This is a genomic window from Aureibaculum marinum (assembly GCF_003813905.1).
Taxonomy (GTDB): Bacteria; Bacteroidota; Bacteroidia; order Flavobacteriales; family Flavobacteriaceae; genus Aureibaculum; species Aureibaculum marinum.
Map to the genome: position 1 here is coordinate 414,981 of NZ_RPFJ01000006.1, position 21,498 is coordinate 436,478.

Genomic DNA, 21,498 nt, shown 5'->3' on the forward strand with positions numbered 1-21,498 from the left:
ATAAGTTATTTATTTTTTTGTTATGTCATCGATAACATTGAGTATAATCTCACATCCGTTTTTAATTTCAGTATCAGAAATATTTAAAGGGGGCGTTATTCTTACAGCTCTATTCTCATAAAGTAACCAAAATAGTAATAACCCTTTTTCTAGAGATTTTAATATAATTTGTGAAGCCATTTCTGGCGTATCAACAATTAATGCTAATAATAATCCTTTTCCTCTAATTTCTTTGATAGCTGGGTGCTGTAAATATTGTCTAAATAAAGTTTCTTTATGGGAAACATCTGTCATAAGTTTTGAAGAAGTTATTTCATTTACAGTGGCTAAAGCCGAAGCTGCAATCACTGGATGCCCCCCGAAAGTAGTAATATGCCCTAATTTTGGATTTTCTTTTAAAGTAGACATTATATTTCTAGGAGCAATAAATGCACCAATTGGCATACCTCCACCTAACCCTTTACCAGTAATAATAATATCTGGGGTAGTACCGTAATTTTCAAAGCCAAAAAAAGTTCCTGTTCTTCCAATTCCTGTTTGTATTTCATCTAAAATTAACAATGCTCCAACTTCTATACAACGTTTTTTTACTTTAACTAAATAGTCATTTTGTGGAACAATAAATCCAGCACCACCTTGTATTGTTTCTAATATTACCGCAGCCGTTTTATTAGTAATTTTTAAAATTTCATCTTCTTTATTGTAGGTGATAAATTTAACACCTGGAATTAAGGGTCTGAAGGCTCTATTTTGATTTTCATTACCACAAATACTCATAGCTCCTTGTGTATTACCATGGTATGCATTTTTGGCAGCAATAATTTCTGATCTACCTGTAAATCTTTTGGCGAGTTTTAGTGCTCCTTCAGTAGCTTCAGTCCCTGAGTTTGTCAAATATACAGACCAATTTTCTGAGTTTGGTAATTGTAAAGTTAATAGTTTGCATAGTTCAACTGCTGGTTTTTGAATAAACTCTCCATATACCATAACATGGGTATATTTTTGAACTTGATTAACTATAGCTTTATTAATTTTTGGATGATTATGACCTAAACTATTTGCAGAAACACCCGCTATAAAATCTAAATATACTTTTTCATTAATGTCATATACATAAGAACCTTCCGCACGTGCTATTTCAATAGATAGTGGATGTGAAGAAGTTTGTGCTTGATATTTTAGAAAATCTGATTTCATACAGCTATTCTTGATTCTTAATAAGTTTTTTATTGGAGTTTAATTCGTTTTTAGTTACATTTTTTTCCAATGTTTTATCTACATCATCTTTAATAAATATATCTTCCATTTTTAAAGGCCTTTCTTTAATACGCCAATTAAAACCCGGAAACTTACGATCAGGCAACTTAACCTTTGAAGGAGGTGATAATGGACCTTCAGGGTTTGTAAAATAAGTAATAGCAACAATTTTATTATCTTTAATTTTAAAATTGATTTTACTACATGTCATTTTATCAATTCCTATTAGCTCATCGTTCTCATTTCTTGCATAAAAAATACTTTCTGTATTTCCAATAACATCAACATTCTCTAATTGATTATTATTAAATTTTCCGAGAATATTTCTACCTTTAATTTGATTATAACCGGCAGAATCTTTCTGAATTACAAATGCATTTTTTAAAATTTTTAAACTGTCTAATTGTTCGGTTTTAGGATTAGAAAGTAAGTGAATTGTATCTCCTGTAATTTGACTTTCTTGAGACCATAATACAGGGTTTACAAACATTTGTGTTAAACCTGTTTTTTGACTAGAATGGATGGAATCACATTTACCACTTAAATCACTTTTAAAAAATTTAACACGATGATATGCTCTTATAATTCTATTTTCAGGTTTACCTGTAATAAGTAATGTATCACCATGTATATACATGGAATCTTTTTCAATTTCGGTTATAGCAACAGCTCTATTTATAACAAAAGCAGAATCTAATTTTTGGTAAAACTCTCCATAATTACCACGTACAACAGCATTATTTACTGTGTCTAACATTTTTATATTATTAGTAGCCGAAGCAAAAGCCTTATTTCTATCATAATATAAACTATCAGCAGTAATTGATCTATTTTTATAGGTTATTGTAGAGTTTTTTGTAAAGTGTGAAATGTTCTTTTTTGTATCATAAAATCCATGTTCAGTGTAAATATGAACATCTTCTCCTGTTATTGTAGAGGGGCCATATAAAAATGTTTGTCCGTTGTTTGTAAAATAATTGAGATGGTCAGATTCTAGAATATAATCAGGATTGGTTAAAACAACTTCAGAAAGAGCTTGAAATTTAGAAGTTCTTAAAAAATAATTACCTTTTTTACTAACTAAAACATTTGTGGTATCTTTAATTGTTGCACCATTATTATAGTATAGCAGCTGCTTAACACGGTCAAAATCTAAGGTATCTGTAGTTAAGGTCATTAAGGGGTCTTTCAATACTACTTTACCCCATGATTTAGCTTTTTTAGTATTTCCATTATATTGTACATAATCACTAGTTTGGATAATAGTATCACCTTGATTCAGCACTACATCTCCATAGGCTCTTATGATATTTTGCGATTTGTATCGAATTGCTTTTTTGCAACGAAGCGTAATTCCTTCATGCACCACAACCACATCACCCAAACCTATTTCTTGATTCGGATATTTTTCTTCATCTATAATACTGATATCAGCATGTAAAATCTCAACCCTTTTTTGCTGAGCATGCACAATAAATGTTGTTATAAATAATACTAGAAGTAAAAAATTTTTCAAATTAATTAATTTAATGCAAAATTACATAAAAATGCGATTATGAAATTCTAAATTCTTGTTAAAGGAAATCTTACGTTTATAGTGGTATTAATATGTATATACTTTGATAATGTTATGGTTTTTAAATTCAATACCTATTGATTTTGAAACGTTATCATCTAAAGGTTCAATAGTTAACTCAAACTCAGACTTTCTATTGTCTAAAGGTACAATTCCTCCTACATAGAAATCGTTTTTCCACTTTAAAAAAACTTCTTTTTTATCAATCCTTTTTTCAGAAATAATACGTTCAATTTTAGGTAGATATTCTTGTTCCCAATTTTGGACTAAATCACTTATAAAATTAATATGTAATGGATTTGGACCTGTTGGATTTCCTTCCATTATTAGGGTTGTTTCTTTAGTAGTATTTCCTAAAGTTTTACTTCCAACCCAAGTATATGATTTAGTTTGATTATTGCCTCTAATTCTATCGCTGACCAATTTCCCTAAAATTGGATGATTAATTGTATTTTTTTTACCAAAAATAATATCTAAAATTTTCATTTAATTAAATTTTGAAATCGCATTAATTAAAATTATTTAAGAAAAGCAATACACAACTTAATATTTTCATAACTTACTTCAGAATTTAAAGCGTCAAAAATTACTTTAGAGCTTACAGGTTTGTTTTTAGGTTGTAAATCATATACACTTTTAACTTTTTTTAAAATGGATTTTTTTGGCTTGTAAAAACTTAAATCTTCGTTTGGGAAATTTTCAAGAATCTTAATAATATGTGTGTTAATTGTATTAGTTGTTAATCCTCTTTCTTCTGCTATTTGTGTTATGGATTTTTTTTGTTGTAAATAAGATAAAGTTAATTCGTAAGTAGATTTTTGGCTTGTTTTTTTCTCTTTTATTTTATTAGAATTTTTACGAATATCTTTTATATTAGTTGTTCCTCCACATTTTCTAATAAATGCTGGAGCCAATTTTAGTAAGTCGTTAATAGAATATTTTTTATCAATTTGCTCTGAAAGTTCTTGAAAACGGATGTCGGCTTTAAATGCTAAAGGATCAACTTTTAACGCCATTTCATTAAAACCTTTTAATAGTAAATTCTCAATTTTTTTTAATCGTGACAAAGCAACGTAACCTTGACCGAGTTCAAAAGTTTTAGAAAGATCAATTTCTGCTTCATCTAGAGTCATTCCTTGGCATTTGTGAATGGTAATAGCCCAAGCCAATCGTAAAGGAAATTGACTAAAACTTGCTAACACTTTATTGTGATCGTCTTGTATAGACCAATCTTCTTTAGCAACAGTAATAATTCTACCATTAGCTATTTTTACTTTAGGTTGTCCTTCTTCATTAAATCCTGTTATTTTACCAATAGTGCCATTAACAAATGCTTTTTCAGTATTGTTTTTTACAAACATTACTTTAGCTCCAATTTTTAATTGTAAATTTTCACTTGCTAAAACTGAATTTTTTAAAGAATCAATTAATTTTTTATTTCCTTTAAATGTAGCTTTAAAAGTTCTAGTTCGTCCTTCAAGTTCTGCTAAATATTCAATATTAATTTTATCTACATCAACATTATGAGTAAAAAGTTTAGTGGGAACTTCTTTATTTTTAAGAGTGTTTTTAGTGGCTTTTTCTAAAATTTTTAAATTGTGTTGCGACACCTTACCACTACGAATTTCATTTAAAATAGTATTTAATTTAGAGTCGCTTTGTCTGTATTGTTCAGTTAAATAACAAACATTTAAATTGGCATTTACCCAAGCTTCAGACATAAATGAAAATTTATCTCTACTTTTTTCACCATATTTACCAATAGGAGGAAGCTGAAAAAAATCACCACTTAATACAACTTGAATTCCACCAAAAGGTTCTTGATTTTCTTTGAAAAAACGCAATACTCTATCAACCAAATTTAATTGGTTTTTGTGTAACATTGAAATTTCATCAATAATTAGAACTTGAGCTTTTTCAAGGTTTTTCTTTAGGTATTTTTTGGTTTTCATTGTTACCAAATTTCCCTGTGTGAGATGTTCTTTTACTCCAATGCCAGCCCAAGAATGAATAGTCATCCCATTCATATGAGTTGCTGCAATTCCTGTAGAAGCTGTAACTGCAACAGGTACTTTTCTAGCACGCAAATACTTTATATACTCATTTAAAACATGAGTTTTACCTGTGCCAGCAGAACCTGTTAAGAATACATTTTTTCCTGACTTTAATATAGCTAGAGCTTTTTCTTGTTGCATATTGCGAAGATAGAAAAAGTAAAAGAGAAGATACTATTACCTTAAAATATAATTTTTGACAATCTATTTTGAAATAGGGCAACCCCAACCATCATAAAAGCCATTATTATCTTTAGCGATAGTAATAAGCTCCCAAACAGAATCATTAATAGTGTTCCAATTAATGTCACTTATCTTAGAAATATTTAATTGAAATAAATTTTTTTCTGTTTTTTCTTTAGATAAAATTTTAAATCCTATTTTCTCAACAGCAGTTATAAATGAGTTTCTATCTGCTTCTGTCTGAAAGTTAATCCAATGATCAATTGGTCTTTCAGAATTAGGATTGTCTCCTTCTTGATGAAGATTATTTAATACACGTTGATTTAAAATGGTTTGATATTCATACTCATTAGGATATAGGAAGTCAAAATAATCACTCCACTTAACATCTATTTTACTATCAGTGGCATATCTATAATTAGGATGTCTTTGCATTACTTCGCTAGCAAGTTTAGCGATATCTATTTTTGTTGTAGTATAAAAATAGAGATCAAAAGTACCATTGGTTTTTAATGCTCCAGCAACAATGGCACCTTTTTTTTCTAATGCATCAGAAATGTCATCTTCAATTTTACATATTGCAGGAAATTCTTCCCTTGTGGTAAATCCGTTATGGTCTGGATTTAAAAGTTGCACAGAAAACCAAAGTCTATTTTCGTATTTTTCAATAGGAGCTATTTCATAAAGCCCTAAATTTAAACGAATACTTGCAGGATTGTCGTCAACTCTTGTAAAATATGAAGCCCAGTCTTGTTTAATTTCTATATTTTTCTCTGAGTTTTTATTAAATAGATTTTTGAACATTTTATCAATATTTTTAGATAGTTAATGGGTTTGTTTTTAATATAAAAATCAGTTTAAAATCTACAAAATACAACCACAGAAATTAATGTACAATTATTCTTTAGCTTACATATTTTATTAATAAATCATTTCTATTTACTTATTCAAATACATTTTTCGTCTAGAGTACAATTCGTAAAACTGGTCATCTTTTAAGCTGTCAATAAATAAAATACTCTCTCCTGTAGATTTCATTTCAGGCCCAAGTTTTTTATCTACATTAGGAAATTTATTAAATGAGAATACGGGTTGTTTAATAGCAAAACCTTTTAGTTGAGGTTTAAAAGTAAAGTCTTTTACTTTTTTATCACCCAACATAACTTTAGTAGCGAAATTAACATAAGGTTCACCATAGGCTTTTGCTATAAAAGGAACGGTTCTAGACGCTCTTGGATTAGCTTCTATAATGTATACAGTGTCATCTTTTATTGCAAATTGAATGTTTATAAGACCTACAGTTTTCAAAGCTTTTGCAATTTTAGCTGTATGATCTTTTATTTGTTGCATAACAAACTCTCCAATATTAAAAGCTGGTAAGGTAGCATTAGAATCTCCAGAGTGGACTCCACAAGGTTCTATATGTTCCATAATTCCAATAGTGTATACATCTTCTCCATCACAAATAGAATCTGATTCAGCTTCAATGGCACCATCTAAATAATGATCTAAAAGCAATACATTATTCGGAATTTTTTGTAATAAATCAACCACATGGGTTTCTAATTCTTCTTTATTGATAACAATTTTCATTCCTTGACCACCTAATACATAAGAAGGTCTTACTAAAATTGGAAAATCTAATTCGTCTGCCACTGCTAATGCTTCATCGGCTGTAGTGGCTGTTCCAAATTTTGGAAATGAGATATTTAATTCTTCTAATAAATTTGAAAAACGACCTCTATCTTCAGCTAAATCTAGTGCTTCGAAAGACGTTCCAATAATTTTAATTCCATATTTATCTAACTTTTCAGCTAGTTTTAATGCTGTTTGACCTCCGAGTTGTACAATCACACCTTCAGGTTTTTCGTATTGGATAATATCGTAAATATGTTCCCAAAAAACAGGTTCAAAATAAAGTTTGTCAGCAGTGTCAAAATCTGTTGAAACAGTTTCTGGATTACAGTTGATCATAATAGTTTCATAACCAGCTTCTTTAGCAGCCAAAACACCATGTACGCAACAATAGTCGAATTCTATTCCTTGTCCGATTCGATTAGGCCCAGAGCCTAGTACTATAATTTTCTTTTTATTGCTAACAATAGATTCATTTTCAGCAGAAGCTACACCATCTATTATTCTATTATTTTCAAAAGTAGAGTAGTAGTAAGGTGTTTGAGCTTTAAATTCAGCGGCACAAGTGTCAACTAATTTATAAACTCTATTTATGTTAAGCTCTTCACGTTTTTTATATACTTCACTTTCATAACAGTCAAGCATATGAGCTATTTGTCTATCACCATAGCCTTTTTGTTTTGCTTCAAGTAATAAATCTTTAGGCAAACTTTCTAAACTATAAGAAGATATTTCTTTTTCTAGAAAATGCAATTCTTCATATTGTTTTAAGAACCACATATCAATTTTTGTAAGTTCATGAATTCTGCTTAGGGGCATTCCTATCTGGATAGCATCATAAATGACAAAAACACGATCCCAACTAGGGTTTTTTAATTTTTCAATAATTTTATCATAATCTTTTTCTCCTTTACCATCAGCACCAATTCCATTTCGCTTAATTTCAAGTGATTGAGTAGCTTTATGTAAAGCTTCTTGAAAAGATCTTCCAATACCCATTACTTCTCCAACAGACTTCATTTGCAAGCCTAAAGTACGATCAGAACCTTCGAATTTATCGAAATTCCATCTTGGTATTTTTACAATTACATAATCTAATGTTGGTTCAAATAATGCAGATGTGTTTTTGGTTATCTGATTTTCTAATTCATCTAAATGATAACCTATAGCCAATTTAGTAGCAATTTTTGCAATAGGATATCCAGTAGCTTTTGAAGCTAAAGCAGATGAACGAGAAACACGAGGATTAATTTCGATGGCGATAATATCTTCGTTTTCATCAGGACTTACAGCAAACTGTACATTACAGCCACCGGCAAAATCACCTATAGAACGCATCATATGAATGGCCATATCACGCATTTTTTGGAATGTTTTATCTGATAAAGTCATTGCAGGAGCAACAGTTATTGAATCTCCCGTATGAATTCCCATAGGATCCATATTTTCTATTGTACAGATAATAACTACATTATCATTTTGGTCTCTTAGTAGCTCAAGCTCGTATTCTTTCCAGCCTAATAATGCTTTGTCAATAATAACTTCATGAATTGGAGAAGCTTCTAAACCACGGCTTAATAACTCGTCAAAGTCATTTTTATCATAAACTATTGAAGCTCCGTATCCACCAAGTGTAAAAGAGGGACGTATCACGAGAGGAAAACCATATTCTTGAGCAATCTCTTTTCCTTTTAAAAATGATGTTGCTGTGGTTGAAGGAGCTTGACCTACACCAATATCAAGCATCAACTTCCTAAATTGTTCTCGATCTTCTGTAATATTTATAGCATTAATATCAACACCAATTAAAGTAACATTATAATCATCCCAAATGCCTTTGTCTTGTGCTTCTATACATAAGTTAAGTGCCGTTTGTCCACCCATTGTCGGTAAAACAGCATCTATATTAGGATGTTGTTCTAAAATTTCTATTATGGATTTTGTAGTTAATGGTTTTAGATAAACATTATCCGCCAATGATGGGTCTGTCATAATTGTTGCGGGGTTAGAATTTATTAAAGTAACTTCAATTCCTTCTTCTTTTAGTGAACGAATGGATTGGCTACCTGAATAATCAAACTCACAAGCTTGACCAATAATGATTGGACCTGAACCTATAATTAAAACGGATTTTATGGCTGGATTTTTTGGCATTTTATATTATTTATTTTTTTAGGGGTACAAATATTTGAAAAAACTATTTTTTATGTACCAATTAATTTGAAAACTTATTAAGAAGATATAAAAAAAGGTGTTACTTAAAAAAAAGTAACACCTTGTATTATGAGATCTAATATCATTATTTTTTCGGACTAGGGTCAGAAGATACTGAAAGTCTTTTTCTGCCTTTAGCTCTTCTTCGGGCTAAAACCTTTCTTCCATTAACACTAGACATTCTTTCTCTGAAGCCGTGTTTATTTTTTCTCTTTCTCTTTGACGGTTGAAATGTTCTTTTACTCATTTTCTAAATCTTTAAAAATCTTCTTATCAATTAAATGAGCTTCTGTTAAGCCCTTGCTAAAATCGGTGGCAAATATACAAATCCTTTTGTTTTCTGCAACAGTTTTTTAAATAAAAATTTGGTTAATTTAAAGTTTGTAATTGTTATTACTTAATCATGTAATTTTTAATAGCTTACCAAAGCTGCTAAAGAAACAATTAACTATATTAAATTTATTTTAAATACCATTATTGTTACTATTGATGTAATAAATCTTTAATCTAAAAGAGTATTCAATTTTCTTATGTTATTGTAAGACTCCTCTAAATGTTTTTACAATTTACTTTCTATTTCTAGAAATATTCAATAAATTTATAAAAATTATAAATATAAATGGATACATATCAAGAACCAATGCTCAAAAAAGGGAGCTTAAAAGATAAAGTAATTGTAGTTACTGGAGGAGGAAGTGGATTAGGGAAGTCGATGACAACTTATTTTTTAGAATTAGGAGCTAATGTTGTAATTACTTCAAGAAATTTAGAAAAATTAATAGCTGTCAAAGATGAATTAGAAGAAAAAACAGGAGGCAAAGTTTTGCCTGTTCAATGTGATGTTAGAAATTATGATGAGGTAGAAGCAATGCTAAATGCATCAATAGCTGAATATGGAAAAGTTGATGGACTTTTAAATAACGCGGCTGGTAATTTTATAAGTCCTACAGAAAGATTATCATCAAATGCATTTGATACCATTATTGATATTGTTTTAAAAGGAACAAAAAATTGTACACTTGCCTTTGGTAAGCATTGGATAGCAAATAAGCAAGAAAAAGCTACCGTATTAAATATAGTTACTACTTATGCCTGGACAGGCTCTGCTTATGTGGTGCCTTCGGCAACTGCTAAAGCAGGCGTATTAGCAATGACACGTTCTTTAGCTGTGGAATGGGCAAAATATAATATTAGATTTAATGCAATTGCTCCAGGACCTTTTCCTACAAAAGGAGCGTGGGATAGGCTATTGCCAGGAGATTTAAAAGATAAGTTTGATATGAAAAAGAAAGTTCCTTTACGAAGAGTTGGAGAACATCAAGAGTTGGCAAACTTAGCAGCATATTTAATATCAGATTTTTCCGCTTATATAAATGGAGAAGTAATAACTATAGATGGTGGAGAGTGGTTACAAGGAGCTGGACAATTTAACATGTTAGAACAAATACCGCAAGAAATGTGGGATATGTTAGAAACTATGATTCGATCTAAAAAAAATAAAAGTTAAACGAGTACTTATTTTACATCCTGAAAATCATGAATAAATAGAATAATAATCTATAAAATTTTGTTAAAAGAACTTCTCACTGATTTTAAACTGTTGGGGAGTTTTTTATGTTATTTTTTTAGTAGTAAAAATATTATAAAAGTCAATTTTGTTGACGGCAAAGTTGTTATTTTTATAAATATGAATAAGGTTGATACAAAAAATTAATTCCTTTTATGTATACTTTGTTTAATATAATATTTATATTGTTCTATTCTTCTGATAGTTATTTTAAGAATTATTTATAACTTTTTGTTGATGCTTTGTTTACAACTTCATTTCTATAACTAATAAATAGTTGTATTTTTATGGCCTAAAAATTTAACGAGTTTAATGGGGAAAATTATAGCCGTTGCAAATCAAAAAGGAGGTGTAGGTAAAACAACCACATCGGTTAATTTAGCTGCAGCTCTAGGCGTTCTAGAAAAGAAAGTTTTGTTGATAGATGCTGATCCACAGGCTAATGCTACATCAGGATTAGGTATTGATGTTGAAGCTGTGACATCAGGCACATATCAATTGTTAGAGCATTCTGTAAATATCAAAGAAACTATTGTTTCAACCAACTCGCCTAATGTGGATGTTGTACCTTCACATATAGATTTAGTTGCTATTGAGCTAGAATTGGTTGATCAAGATGAACGTGAATACATGCTCAAAAAAGCGATTGAAGAAGTTAAAAATGAGTATGACTTTATCCTTATAGATTGTGCTCCTTCTTTGGGATTAATTACTTTAAATGCATTAACCTCTTCAGATTCTGTAATTATACCTATTCAATGTGAATATTATGCTCTTGAAGGATTAGGAAAGTTGTTAAACACAATTAAAAGTGTTCAAAAGGTACATAATCCTGAGTTAGATATTGAAGGGTTATTGCTAACAATGTATGATTCTCGTTTACGATTGTCTAACCAAGTTGTTGCAGAAGTGAAAAAGCACTTCCAAAATATGGTGTTTAAAACAATTATTCAGCGAAATATACGATTAGGAGAAGCTCCAAGTTATGGTGAGAGTATTATTGCTTATGACGCAACTAGTAAAGGAGCCGTAAATTATATTAACTTAGCACACGAAATATTAAAAAAGAACAAGAATGGCTAAAGCTACAAAAAAGCAAGCATTGGGTAGAGGATTATCAGCATTGTTAAAAGATCCTGTTGATGATATTCGTTCTGTAAAAGATAAAAATGCTGATAAATTAGTAGGAAATATTGTTGAAATTGATTTGGTTTCTATTGAAGTAAATCCATTTCAGCCAAGAACTTATTTTAATGAAGATGATTTAAAAGAATTAGCTAGTTCTATTAAAGAGCTTGGTGTTATTCAGCCTATTACTGTTCGTAAATTAGATGGTCAAAAATTTCAGTTGGTTTCTGGAGAACGTCGTTTTAGAGCTTCTAAACTTATAGGTTTAAAAACTATCCCGGCATATATTAGATTAGCTAATGATCAAGAGATGCTTGAAATGGCATTGGTTGAAAATATTCAACGTAGAGATCTTGATCCTATAGAGGTAGCTTTATCATATCAAAGATTAATTGAAGAAATTAATTTAACTCAAGAAGAATTGAGTAATCGAGTAGGTAAAGATAGGTCTACTGTTACTAATTATTTAAGACTTCTAAAGTTAGACCCCATTATTCAAACCGGTATGAGAGATGGATTTTTATCTATGGGGCATGGAAGAGCACTTATAAGTGTTGATAATTTTGCTAAACAATTGGAAATTTACGAAAAAATAATAAAAGATAATCTTTCAGTAAGGCAAACAGAACAATTAGTAAAAAATGTACGTCAAGGGAAATCAAATGAAAAGGTGCCCGCTACAAATACAAATACTATTCCTGATTATATTAAACAAAGCACTAAAGAAATTAGTGATTTTGTAGGAAATAAGGTGAAAATTAAACTTTCGGGTGAAAATAAAGGTAAGATTGAAATTCCTTTTAGTTCTAAAGAAGATTTTAATCGTATTAAAAAATTATTGCAGTAAATGATTAAATGGTGGGTATTTATCTTATTTTTAATGGGGTCTTTTGCATCAGTTTTTGCTCAAGAAATACCTGCTGATTTAAAAGTTAGTAAAGTAGATACTACGTTTGTTGAAGATGAGATAAATATTTTGGCTCCTTCTAAAGCAGCATTTTATTCTGCTGTTTTTCCTGGTTTAGGTCAAATTTATAATAAAAAGTATTGGAAAACCCCAATTGTTTGGGGAGCAATAGGTACTGGTGTGTATTTTTATGTTGATAACAATAATAAATACAATAGGTATAGAGATGCTTTTAAGTTAGAACTTACAGGAAGACCTCATGAGTTTGATGGTACTGGAGAAAACCCTCAATTGACACAAGCAAGTTTAGAACGAGCTCAAACTTTTTATAAAAAAAATAGAGATTTGTCTTTATTTATCACCATTGGTATTTATATATTAAATATAATCGAAGCTAATGTAGATGCTCACTTGCCAGATAAAGCATTAAATACTAACATCTCATTTAATCCTACAATCTTTAATATGCCTGTTACAAGTCAAGCGGCATTTGGTGCCACAGTGAGTTTTAATTTTTAGCTATTGATAGGTTTAAAAAGAATAGAAAAATAGAAGATTGTTAACTAATTATTACAAATGAAAATAGCATTATTCGGATACGGTAAAATGGGCAAAACCATTGAAAGAATAGCATTAGAAAGAGGACATACCATTGTAGCTAAAATAGATGTAGATTCTAAAGATTATGAGCTGTCAGAAGTAGACGTGGCTATTGATTTTAGTGTTCCTTCTGTTGCCTTTAGCAACATTAATTTATGCTTTAGTAAAAACATTCCAATTGTTTCAGGAACAACAGGTTGGCTAAAAGATTTTGGTAAGGCAGTAAAGAATTGTGAAAAGCATAATGGAGCTTTTATTTATGCTTCTAATTACAGTTTAGGGGTTAACTTATTTTTTGAATTAAATACCCAGTTGGCTAAGTTGATGAAAGATTTTAATGATTACACTATTAGTTTAGAAGAAACTCATCATACTCAAAAATTAGATGCTCCAAGCGGAACGGCAATCACATTAGCTGAAGGCATAATTGAACAAACGACAAAAGAAAAATGGAGTTTAGGTGTAACAGAAGATGAACACACCATACCAATAGTATCAAAACGGATAGAAAATGTGCCAGGAACACACGTTGTTTCATATACATCTTCTATTGATGAAATTGAAATAAGTCATACCGCTAAAAACAGAGACGGATTTGCATTAGGAGCGGTTATAGCAGCTGAATGGCTTAAAGACAAAAAAGGAGTTTTTACAATGAAAGATGTTTTGGGTTTGAAATAAATTGTAATTTCTGACTGATTTAATTTTAGTAAATTAGATTATTAATAGTTTTGGTTAATTTAAATAAGAATAAATAATAGAATTAAGATGACATTTACAGAATGGTTTATATTTTTCTTGATTATTCAAGTAATACATTTTTTAGGAACTTGGAAATTATATGTAAAAGCAGGACGACAAGCATGGGAAGCAGCAGTTCCTGTTTATAATGCAATTGTCTTGATGAAAATTATTAACCGTCCATGGTGGTGGGTAATTTTACTATTTATTCCTGTGGTTAACATGTTAATGTTTCCAGTTGTATGGGTGGAAACCATTAGAAGTTTTGGTAAAAATTCTAGAATAGATACTATTTTGGTGATTATTACTTTGGGATTCTATATATTTTATGTCAACTACGTTGCAGATGTTGACTATATAGAAAATAGAAGTTTGAGACCTAGATCTTCTGCAGGAGAGTGGATAAGTTCTATCATTTTTGCTATCATTGCGGCAACCTTGGTGCATACATATGTAATGCAACCTTACACCATTCCTTCTTCTTCATTAGAAAAAACGTTATTAGTTGGTGATTTTCTTTTTGTAAGTAAGTTTCATTATGGAGCTAGAGTGCCTATGACCCCTATAGCTCTGCCTATGGTTCATGATACCATTCCTTTTACCAATAATAAATCTTATTTATTTGATGATCGTATTGAGAAGAAAGAAACTTCTTGGAAAAATAAGTTGCAATTACCATACATGAGGTTGCCTGGTTTTCAGAAAATAAAAAGGAATGATATTGTGGTATTTAATCAACCAGCAGATACATTGCTGGATATGAATGATTTTTATCCTGATAGAAATTATTATAAACCTATAGATAAAAAAACAAATTTAGTAAAAAGGTGTGTCGCTATTCCTGGAGATACATTAGAAATAAGAGATGGTTATATCTATATAAACGGAGAACGTACAACATATAATGATAGGGCTAAAATACAGTATAACTTCTTTGTAAATACGGGCGGACAAGCAATTAGTCAGGCAGCTTTAAGTGGCAGATATAATGTTAGAGAAGGAGGGAGGCTTCAAGATGGTAATTATCATTTAACCTTAACAGATGAAGAAGCTGCATTAATTGCTAAAAATCCTGTTGTAAAAAGTGTTACAAAATCTATACAGCCTAAAGGTAGAGATGGAGGTGTTTTTCCTCATGTACCATCTCTAGGTTGGAATATCGATAATTTTGGTCCAATTTATATACCTAAAAAAGGTGAATCAGTTAAATTAACTAAAGAAAGTATTCCTTTTTATAAAAGAATAATAAGAGAGTATGAAGGTAATAATTTAATTATTAATGGAGATGAAGTTCTAATCAATGGAAAAGATGCAGATAACTACACTTTTAAGCAAGATTATTATTGGATGATGGGTGATAATCGTCAAAACTCTTTAGATGCACGTGCGTGGGGATATGTACCTTTTGATCATGTTGTAGGAAAGCCTGTGCTAATTTGGATGAGCTGGGAAGGCTCTAGTCCTCGATGGGAACGTTTCTTTACCACAGTTGGAGGTAATGGAAAACCAGTTTCCTATTTTAAATGGTTTGTTGGCTTGGTAGTACTTTTCTTTGTTTTTGATTATTTTAGAAAAAAAAGGAAAAAATAATATCATAGTTATTTAGTTTTAAAATTGGTTGAGATCTATTTGATTGAGTTAGTTATTTATGGGTACTTATTTATAACATTTAGTAAGATTATTGTCATAAAACAATAACGGTAATTAGAATAATAACACTGAATAAAACCTTTGCTACTTCTTTATCCTACATACTTTTCTCCAATAATTCATTTTGTGGCTATGGCTCATAAAAATGAAGCTTTTTTTGAGGTTGAAGATAATTATCAAAAGCAGACCTATAGAACAAGATGCTATATTTATGGAGCTAACGGACGTCAATTGCTTAATGTACCTATATTGCAAGCCAACAGCAAGCAAAAAACTAAAGATGTGCTGCTTGACCATAGTGTAAATTGGCATCAACAGCATATAAAATCTATGGCTTCAGCCTATAAATCTTCACCCTTTTATGAGTTTTATGAGGATGAATTGATTGCATTATTATTAAAAAAACATAAATATTTGCTAGACTTAAACCTGGATACTCAGCAGTTTATTATTGATAATTTACCAATGGAAATTCAAATTACTAAAACAACCGAATTTCATCTAGATTATCCTGAAGGTTCGGATTTCCGTTTCTTAGCTAATGCAAAATCAAAACAAGACTTTAATTTATCTAAATACTACCAAGTATTTTCCGATAAATATGGGTATATCCAAAACTTAAGTATTTTAGATTTATTATTTATGGAAGGTCCCAATGCTATTAATTATTTAGAAGCTCAGAAAGTAGAATGGAAATAGAAGTTATAAGAAGTCTAATTCATTATAGTTTACATTTTGTCTTTCCAGGAGTTTTAGCTTATTTTTTATTTCCTAAAGTATGGAAAAGAGCATGGGGTATCATGATTTTAACTATGTTTATAGATTTAGATCACCTTTTAGCAACTCCAATTTTTGATGCGAATAGGTGTAGTATTAATTTTCACCCATTACATAGTTATTTTGCAGCTTTTATTTATGTAATAATACTATTTATTAAAAAAACTAGAATTATAGCTGTTGGTTTACTATTTCACTTAATTACAGATACTCTGGACTGTCTCTGGCTATAACTTACCTATTCTTTTAGCACTTTCAGTACCCATGAAATTAAGAAAAAGCCAACACCTGTAATAATTGGTGGTAGCATTACTTTTGGACCATAAAAACTGCCAATATATATCATGGAAATTCCAAGTACTATTAATAAAATTGAGACTATAGATATAACTTTATTTTTGTCCATTTTATTTGTTTTTGTGTATTTAAGATAGTACAAATTATTATAATAAACAAAACTCCGAAGCATTACTTCGGAGTTTTGACTATTTAAATAAAAATTAATACAGTTTAATTTGATGGGTTTTGTTCCATTAAAGGGTTTGCATCCATTTCATCTTGAGGAATTAACCATACCCATCTGTTATCATCAGGCTCTACACGCAATACACCTCCAACTCGACTTGAAGTATGGTTAGAACCAGGTTCTTCTCTGTTTAAAGGTAATGCTAATCGTTTTAGATCTAACCAACGGAATCCTTCTCCCCATAATTCTATTCTACGTTGTATCATAATTTCATCAATTAAATCTTGCCCAGTGTTAGTAGATAACACATAGTTATCATCTCTGGTAGATACTAAATCAAATAGAACTTGTGCAGCTAAACCATCTTGACCATCTCTGGCTAAGGCTTCAGCTTCTATTAAATACATTTCTGCCGCACGCATCATTGGTACATCCATTAAACTTACTGATGTACTTTCAGCAAGAAATTTTTGATTTGTATATGGATATCTACTATGATTAGATGAAATTTCATAACCATCAGGTAAATCTGCATGTTCACCATCTTCTGACCATAATATCTTACGTACATCAGTTTCAGGTATCATGTCATACAAAGGTTTGTTAATAGATCTAGGGTTTGCTCGTATTGAAGAAGAACTATAGTTTCTAGAAATATAAGCTCCTAAATTTCCAAAATAATTTGTTTGATCTTCTACAATATGACTGGCCCACATAAATTCACTATTTTGATCTAAAGAAGTAGAGAACCCTTTTTTATAAGTTTCTTGATCCATTAAATCATACCCATCTCTGGCTTCAACAGCATATTGGGCTGCGATATCCCAATTTCCTTGTACAAGAGCAACTCTAGCTTTTAGTCCTTTAGCAATGCTTTGATTAAGGTGAGATTTATTTGGACGTGACTTACCTTCTAATAAAACAATAGCATCATCAATATCTTTGTTTATTTGTGTATAAACTTCTTCTACTGTAGAACGTGCTATAGGTTCTGTAGAAGGTTCTGTTTTTAATGGTACACCTAACTGATCGTTGTTTTGTCCTTTTACATAACGTCCAGCCCAAGTTTGAACTAACATAAAGTGACAATATGCTCTGTATAATAAAGCCTGTCCTTTTATATTATCTTTATCATCTTGTTCTCCAACGGCATCATCAATACCAGCTATTAAAATGTTGGCATTTGCAATCCATTCATAAAACATAGCCCAATGAGCCGTATTATATGAGTTAGTTGGAGAATCAGTTAAAATCCATCTTAAAGCAGTTGTCCAGGTACTAGAATTGAAAACGTGGTCTTCTCCCATTTCAGACATATGCATATTAAAATGTCCTGCACCTCCACGGCCTTGGCTACCATATCGTATATATAAGGCTCTATGTATTCCGTTTAAAGCGGCCATAGCGTTGTCTGTAGTTGCTGTAACAACATCTGCTCCAATCTGATCTGTAGGAGATGTTTCTAAAAAGTCTTTGTCACAAGCTGTAAACAAAACGTTTGTGGCAAGTATTCCGATAAAAATTATAAATATTTTTTTCATTTTTTTCATTTTAAAATTTAACATTTAAACCGATACTTACAATTCTTGATGGCGTATAAACATTATTTACGGTACCGTTAAAATTTTGTTGTATAGTCAATCCTTTTCTTGCATTTACAGAAAATAAATTTTCTCCACTAACATAAATTAATGCATTTGATACGCCAATACTACTAAGTACACTTTCAGGTAAATTGTAAGATAAATTAGCACGTTTTAAATTCAGATATGAAGCATCGGTTAGCCATCTATCTGAGGTGGCATTAAAATCTGTAGTGTTGCTAGGATCCATTCTAGGTACATCAGTAATGTCTCCAGGTTGTTGCCATCTATCCAAAATATCAACACTTAATGCAGAGCCGTAAGTTCCAGAGCTCATAAGACCTTGATAATTGCTATCTAATATTTCACCACCTATTTGATAGGTTAATAAAAATGATAAATTAAAAGCTTTATAAGAAAGGTTATTGTTAATTGAACCCATTAAATCAGGTATTGCAGTACCAGCATAGTGATATCTTGCTTGAGCATCATCTGTAGTTAAGGTCATTCCGTCTATTTCTCTAACAGAAGAGCCTGAAGCTCCCTCCTCAGCAACATATAAAATTTCTCCATCAGCAGGGTCAACTCCATACCAATCTCTTAACCAATAGTCGTAAATAGATCTACCAACCATTAATTTTTTTGAACCATTAATAATTTCTTCTTGAGGTAATTTGGTAAACTCATTTTTTATGGTAGTAGCATTTATTCCAAAGTTCCAGTTAAAGTTTTCTGTTTTTATTACATCGTAATTTAAACTAACTTCAATACCTCTGTTATACATAGATCCGATATTTTGAGGAATCGATGTGCTACCACTAGAAAGAGGTAATGGTACATCAAATAATAGATTGTCAGAATTTCTGTTGTAATATTCTATAACACCATCAAGCCTATTGTCAAATAAACGAAATTCAAGGGCAACATCAGAGCTTTCACTAGCCTCCCATTGTAAGTTAGATGCAGCTAAGCCTGCTTGTAATATTCCAGGTTCTGACTGGTTGTTATAACCTAAATCGTACAATCCTTGGTAGGCATAAAAACTAATACCTGAATTATTACCTAATTCTCCATAAGAAGCACGAAGTTTTAAAGCATTTATCCAATCTAAATCTTGTATAAAGCTTTCTTGATCAAGACGCCATGCTGCACCTATTGACCAAAAATCACCCCATCTGGTATCTTTTGAAAATTTTGAAGAACCATCTTGTCTATATGATGCACTTAAAAAATATTTTCCATCATAATCGTAATTTAAACGTCCAAAATAACTTTCATCAGTTCTTGTATCTAATATAGAGGTTAAACTTAACGTAGTTACAAAATTGATTAACTCTGAGTTTCCATCAACAATTTGTTGTTGACGAGAACCATCTAAATAATCAATTTTATAATCAAGAGATTCGTGAGCTAATAAAGCTTTAAAATTATGCTTGTCATTAAAAGTTTTGCTGTAGTTTAACAATTGATTAAAACCAACAGCAGTTCTTCGTTCATATGTGCGACCAGCTCTACCACCAGGAGCTCCGTCACCTACATATTTATTTTCGAAATCTGTATTGTAATAATGGCGTTGGTCAAAACTAGCATTAACTGTAAAAACCAATCCATCCGTCAATGTTATGTCAACATAAGATTTTGCATTAATTGAGGTGATTTCATCCAAATCTTCATTAAAATCTATTTCGGCAGCTATATGTCTACCGTCACTAGCACCACTAGCTCTTTTAGCATCTAAATCATATATTTTATTCCCATTATCGTCTAAAATATAATTACCCGACGCGTCATGTTTGTGTATGTTATAAATTGGTCCAATTCCTCTTGTAAAACGTATAGGGTTTACAAATGAAGAAGTTTGAGCAGATGTAGCTTGTGCTTGGTTACCAGCTGAATTTGAAATACCAACATTTAATCCAGTTTTTAACCATTTTGTTGCTTGGTGATTTACGTTAACACGTCCAGAAATTCTTTCAAAATCTGAGTTTAAGATATAACCTTCTTCTTTTAAGTACCCTAATGACGCATAAAAGTCACTTTTTTCAGTACCTCCTTGATAACTCATATCATAATTTTGACGAAATCCTTTTCTAGTAATTGCATCTTCCCAATCTAAATCATCAGGATACAACAAGCTAGCACTAGGGTTGATTTTACCATCTATACCTACTATTTGGTCATTAGGTACATTGTATGGATTATTTTTCAATTCATCATAGATGTTATTGGTAGCATATAAATTAGCTGCAGTTACATCTGCAGGGTCGTCAATACCAGGTATTGCCTCTCCATTACGCAATGCTTCCCACATGATTTCATAATATTGATCTGGTCCTAATCTATCATATTCAGGAATTGAACGATCAACAATACTAGCAGATACATTTAAAGAGAATTCACCCTTTCTGTTTTTTCCTTTTTTTGTAGTAATCATTACAACACCATTAGCTGCTTTATTACCATATAGTGCGGTAGAAGAAGCATCTTTTAAAATGGTAAGGCTTTCGATGTCGTTTGGGTTAATCGAATTAATTGATCCTGTAAAAGGGACACCGTCAACAACATACAAAGGAGAACTACTAGCAGAAAATGACCCAAAACCTCTAATACGAATATTTTGCCCAGAACCAGGTTGACCACTTCCAAATGTAGCAGTAACCCCAGCAGCAGAACCTTCAATTGCACTAGTTGGATTTGACATTGTGATTTTAGCTAAATCGTCGCTATTAATTTGTGCTGCTGATCCGGTAAAATCACTCTTTTTAGTTGTTCCATAAGCAACTACCATTACCTCATCAAGTAAATTGTCTGCAGTTAACACTACATCAATTGTGTTTGAAGAACCAACAGTTTTTTCTTGTGTTGCCATACCCACAAAACTAAATACGAGTATGTCACCAGTGTTGACTTGAATGGAATAGTTTCCATCAAAATCAGTTTCGGTACCCATTGATGTACCTTTAATAAGAATACTCACTCCCGGTAAAGGACCTGAATCGTCCGTAACCGTACCTGTTACGGTCTTTTTTTGTGCATACGTAAGTTGCACTGCTAACACTAAAATTAGTGATAACATGAAATGTAGTTTGTTTTTCATCTTATATATTATTTGGATTAGAATGCTAAAATGTCAATTAAAAACCAATTAAACAAATTTTTT

At 30.9% G+C, this 21,498-nt stretch carries 18 protein-coding genes; 8 read left to right on the forward strand and 10 right to left on the reverse strand.

What is annotated here, in order from left to right; translation table 11 throughout:
* Positions 1-9: 9 nt before the first annotated feature.
* The 7 genes from EGM88_RS06415 to rpmH form a co-directional block, all read right to left on the reverse strand.
* Positions 10-1,197 (reverse strand): aspartate aminotransferase family protein, encoded by a 1,188-nt coding sequence (locus tag EGM88_RS06415; protein ID WP_123897135.1) that lies wholly within the window; start codon positions 1,195-1,197, stop codon positions 10-12.
* A gap of 4 nt (positions 1,198-1,201) precedes the next feature.
* Positions 1,202-2,773, reverse strand: a complete 1,572-nt coding sequence (locus EGM88_RS06420) for an OstA-like protein (protein WP_123897136.1) — start codon at positions 2,771-2,773, stop codon at positions 1,202-1,204.
* Positions 2,774-2,860: 87 nt separating this feature from the next.
* The gene (locus EGM88_RS06425) at positions 2,861-3,319 is read right to left on the reverse strand and encodes a hypothetical protein (RefSeq protein ID WP_123897137.1); all 459 of its coding nucleotides are present in this window, start codon (positions 3,317-3,319) and stop codon (positions 2,861-2,863) included.
* 32 nt (positions 3,320-3,351) lie between these two features.
* Entirely contained in the window at positions 3,352-5,028 is a 1,677-nt protein-coding gene (locus tag EGM88_RS06430; RefSeq protein WP_123897138.1) for an AAA family ATPase, read from the reverse strand.
* 63 nt (positions 5,029-5,091) lie between these two features.
* Entirely contained in the window at positions 5,092-5,874 is a 783-nt protein-coding gene (locus EGM88_RS06435; RefSeq protein ID WP_123897139.1) for a DUF695 domain-containing protein, read from the reverse strand.
* Between the two features lie 135 nt (positions 5,875-6,009).
* A complete protein-coding gene (gene carB / locus EGM88_RS06440) occupies positions 6,010-8,859 on the reverse strand; it encodes a carbamoyl-phosphate synthase large subunit (RefSeq protein ID WP_123897140.1) in 2,850 nt (949 codons plus the stop codon).
* Between the two features lie 145 nt (positions 8,860-9,004).
* A complete protein-coding gene (rpmH, locus tag EGM88_RS06445; protein ID WP_123897141.1) occupies positions 9,005-9,166 on the reverse strand; it encodes a 50S ribosomal protein L34 in 162 nt (53 codons plus the stop codon).
* A gap of 372 nt (positions 9,167-9,538) precedes the next feature.
* Between rpmH and EGM88_RS06450 the strand changes: the two genes are divergently transcribed.
* The 8 genes from EGM88_RS06450 to EGM88_RS06485 all read left to right on the forward strand — a co-directional run bounded on the left by EGM88_RS06450 (position 9,539) and on the right by EGM88_RS06485 (position 16,522).
* Positions 9,539-10,426, forward strand: a complete 888-nt coding sequence (locus tag EGM88_RS06450) for an SDR family oxidoreductase (protein ID WP_123897142.1) — start codon at positions 9,539-9,541, stop codon at positions 10,424-10,426.
* Positions 10,427-10,798: 372 nt separating this feature from the next.
* Entirely contained in the window at positions 10,799-11,569 is a 771-nt protein-coding gene (locus tag EGM88_RS06455) for a ParA family protein (protein ID WP_123897143.1), read from the forward strand.
* Complete coding sequence (locus EGM88_RS06460) at positions 11,562-12,461, forward strand: ParB/RepB/Spo0J family partition protein (protein ID WP_123897144.1); 900 nt, start codon at positions 11,562-11,564, stop codon at positions 12,459-12,461. The genes EGM88_RS06455 and EGM88_RS06460 overlap by 8 nt, the downstream gene beginning before the upstream one ends.
* On the forward strand, positions 12,462-13,040 hold the full coding sequence (locus tag EGM88_RS06465; RefSeq protein WP_123897145.1) for a DUF5683 domain-containing protein: 579 nt from the start codon (positions 12,462-12,464) through the stop codon (positions 13,038-13,040).
* A 57-nt stretch (positions 13,041-13,097) separates the two neighbouring features.
* Entirely contained in the window at positions 13,098-13,802 is a 705-nt protein-coding gene (gene dapB / locus EGM88_RS06470; protein WP_123897146.1) for a 4-hydroxy-tetrahydrodipicolinate reductase, read from the forward strand.
* An 87-nt stretch (positions 13,803-13,889) separates the two neighbouring features.
* On the forward strand, positions 13,890-15,452 hold the full coding sequence (gene lepB, locus EGM88_RS06475; protein WP_123897147.1) for a signal peptidase I: 1,563 nt from the start codon (positions 13,890-13,892) through the stop codon (positions 15,450-15,452).
* A 141-nt stretch (positions 15,453-15,593) separates the two neighbouring features.
* Entirely contained in the window at positions 15,594-16,211 is a 618-nt protein-coding gene (locus tag EGM88_RS06480) for a WbqC family protein (protein WP_123897148.1), read from the forward strand.
* Positions 16,202-16,522, forward strand: a complete 321-nt coding sequence (locus EGM88_RS06485) for a DUF6122 family protein (protein ID WP_123897149.1) — start codon at positions 16,202-16,204, stop codon at positions 16,520-16,522. The genes EGM88_RS06480 and EGM88_RS06485 overlap by 10 nt, the downstream gene beginning before the upstream one ends.
* Before the next feature lie 5 nt (positions 16,523-16,527).
* Here EGM88_RS06485 and EGM88_RS15755 read toward each other — a convergent pair whose 3' ends face one another.
* The 3 genes from EGM88_RS15755 to EGM88_RS06495 form a co-directional block, all read right to left on the reverse strand.
* Positions 16,528-16,695 (reverse strand): hypothetical protein, encoded by a 168-nt coding sequence (locus tag EGM88_RS15755; RefSeq protein WP_162497550.1) that lies wholly within the window; start codon positions 16,693-16,695, stop codon positions 16,528-16,530.
* A gap of 104 nt (positions 16,696-16,799) precedes the next feature.
* Entirely contained in the window at positions 16,800-18,296 is a 1,497-nt protein-coding gene (locus EGM88_RS06490; RefSeq protein WP_203229436.1) for a RagB/SusD family nutrient uptake outer membrane protein, read from the reverse strand.
* Positions 18,297-18,306: 10 nt separating this feature from the next.
* Positions 18,307-21,435, reverse strand: coding sequence for a SusC/RagA family TonB-linked outer membrane protein (locus EGM88_RS06495; RefSeq protein ID WP_123897151.1), 3,129 nt, complete (start codon positions 21,433-21,435; stop codon positions 18,307-18,309).
* Positions 21,436-21,498: the final 63 nt, after the last annotated feature.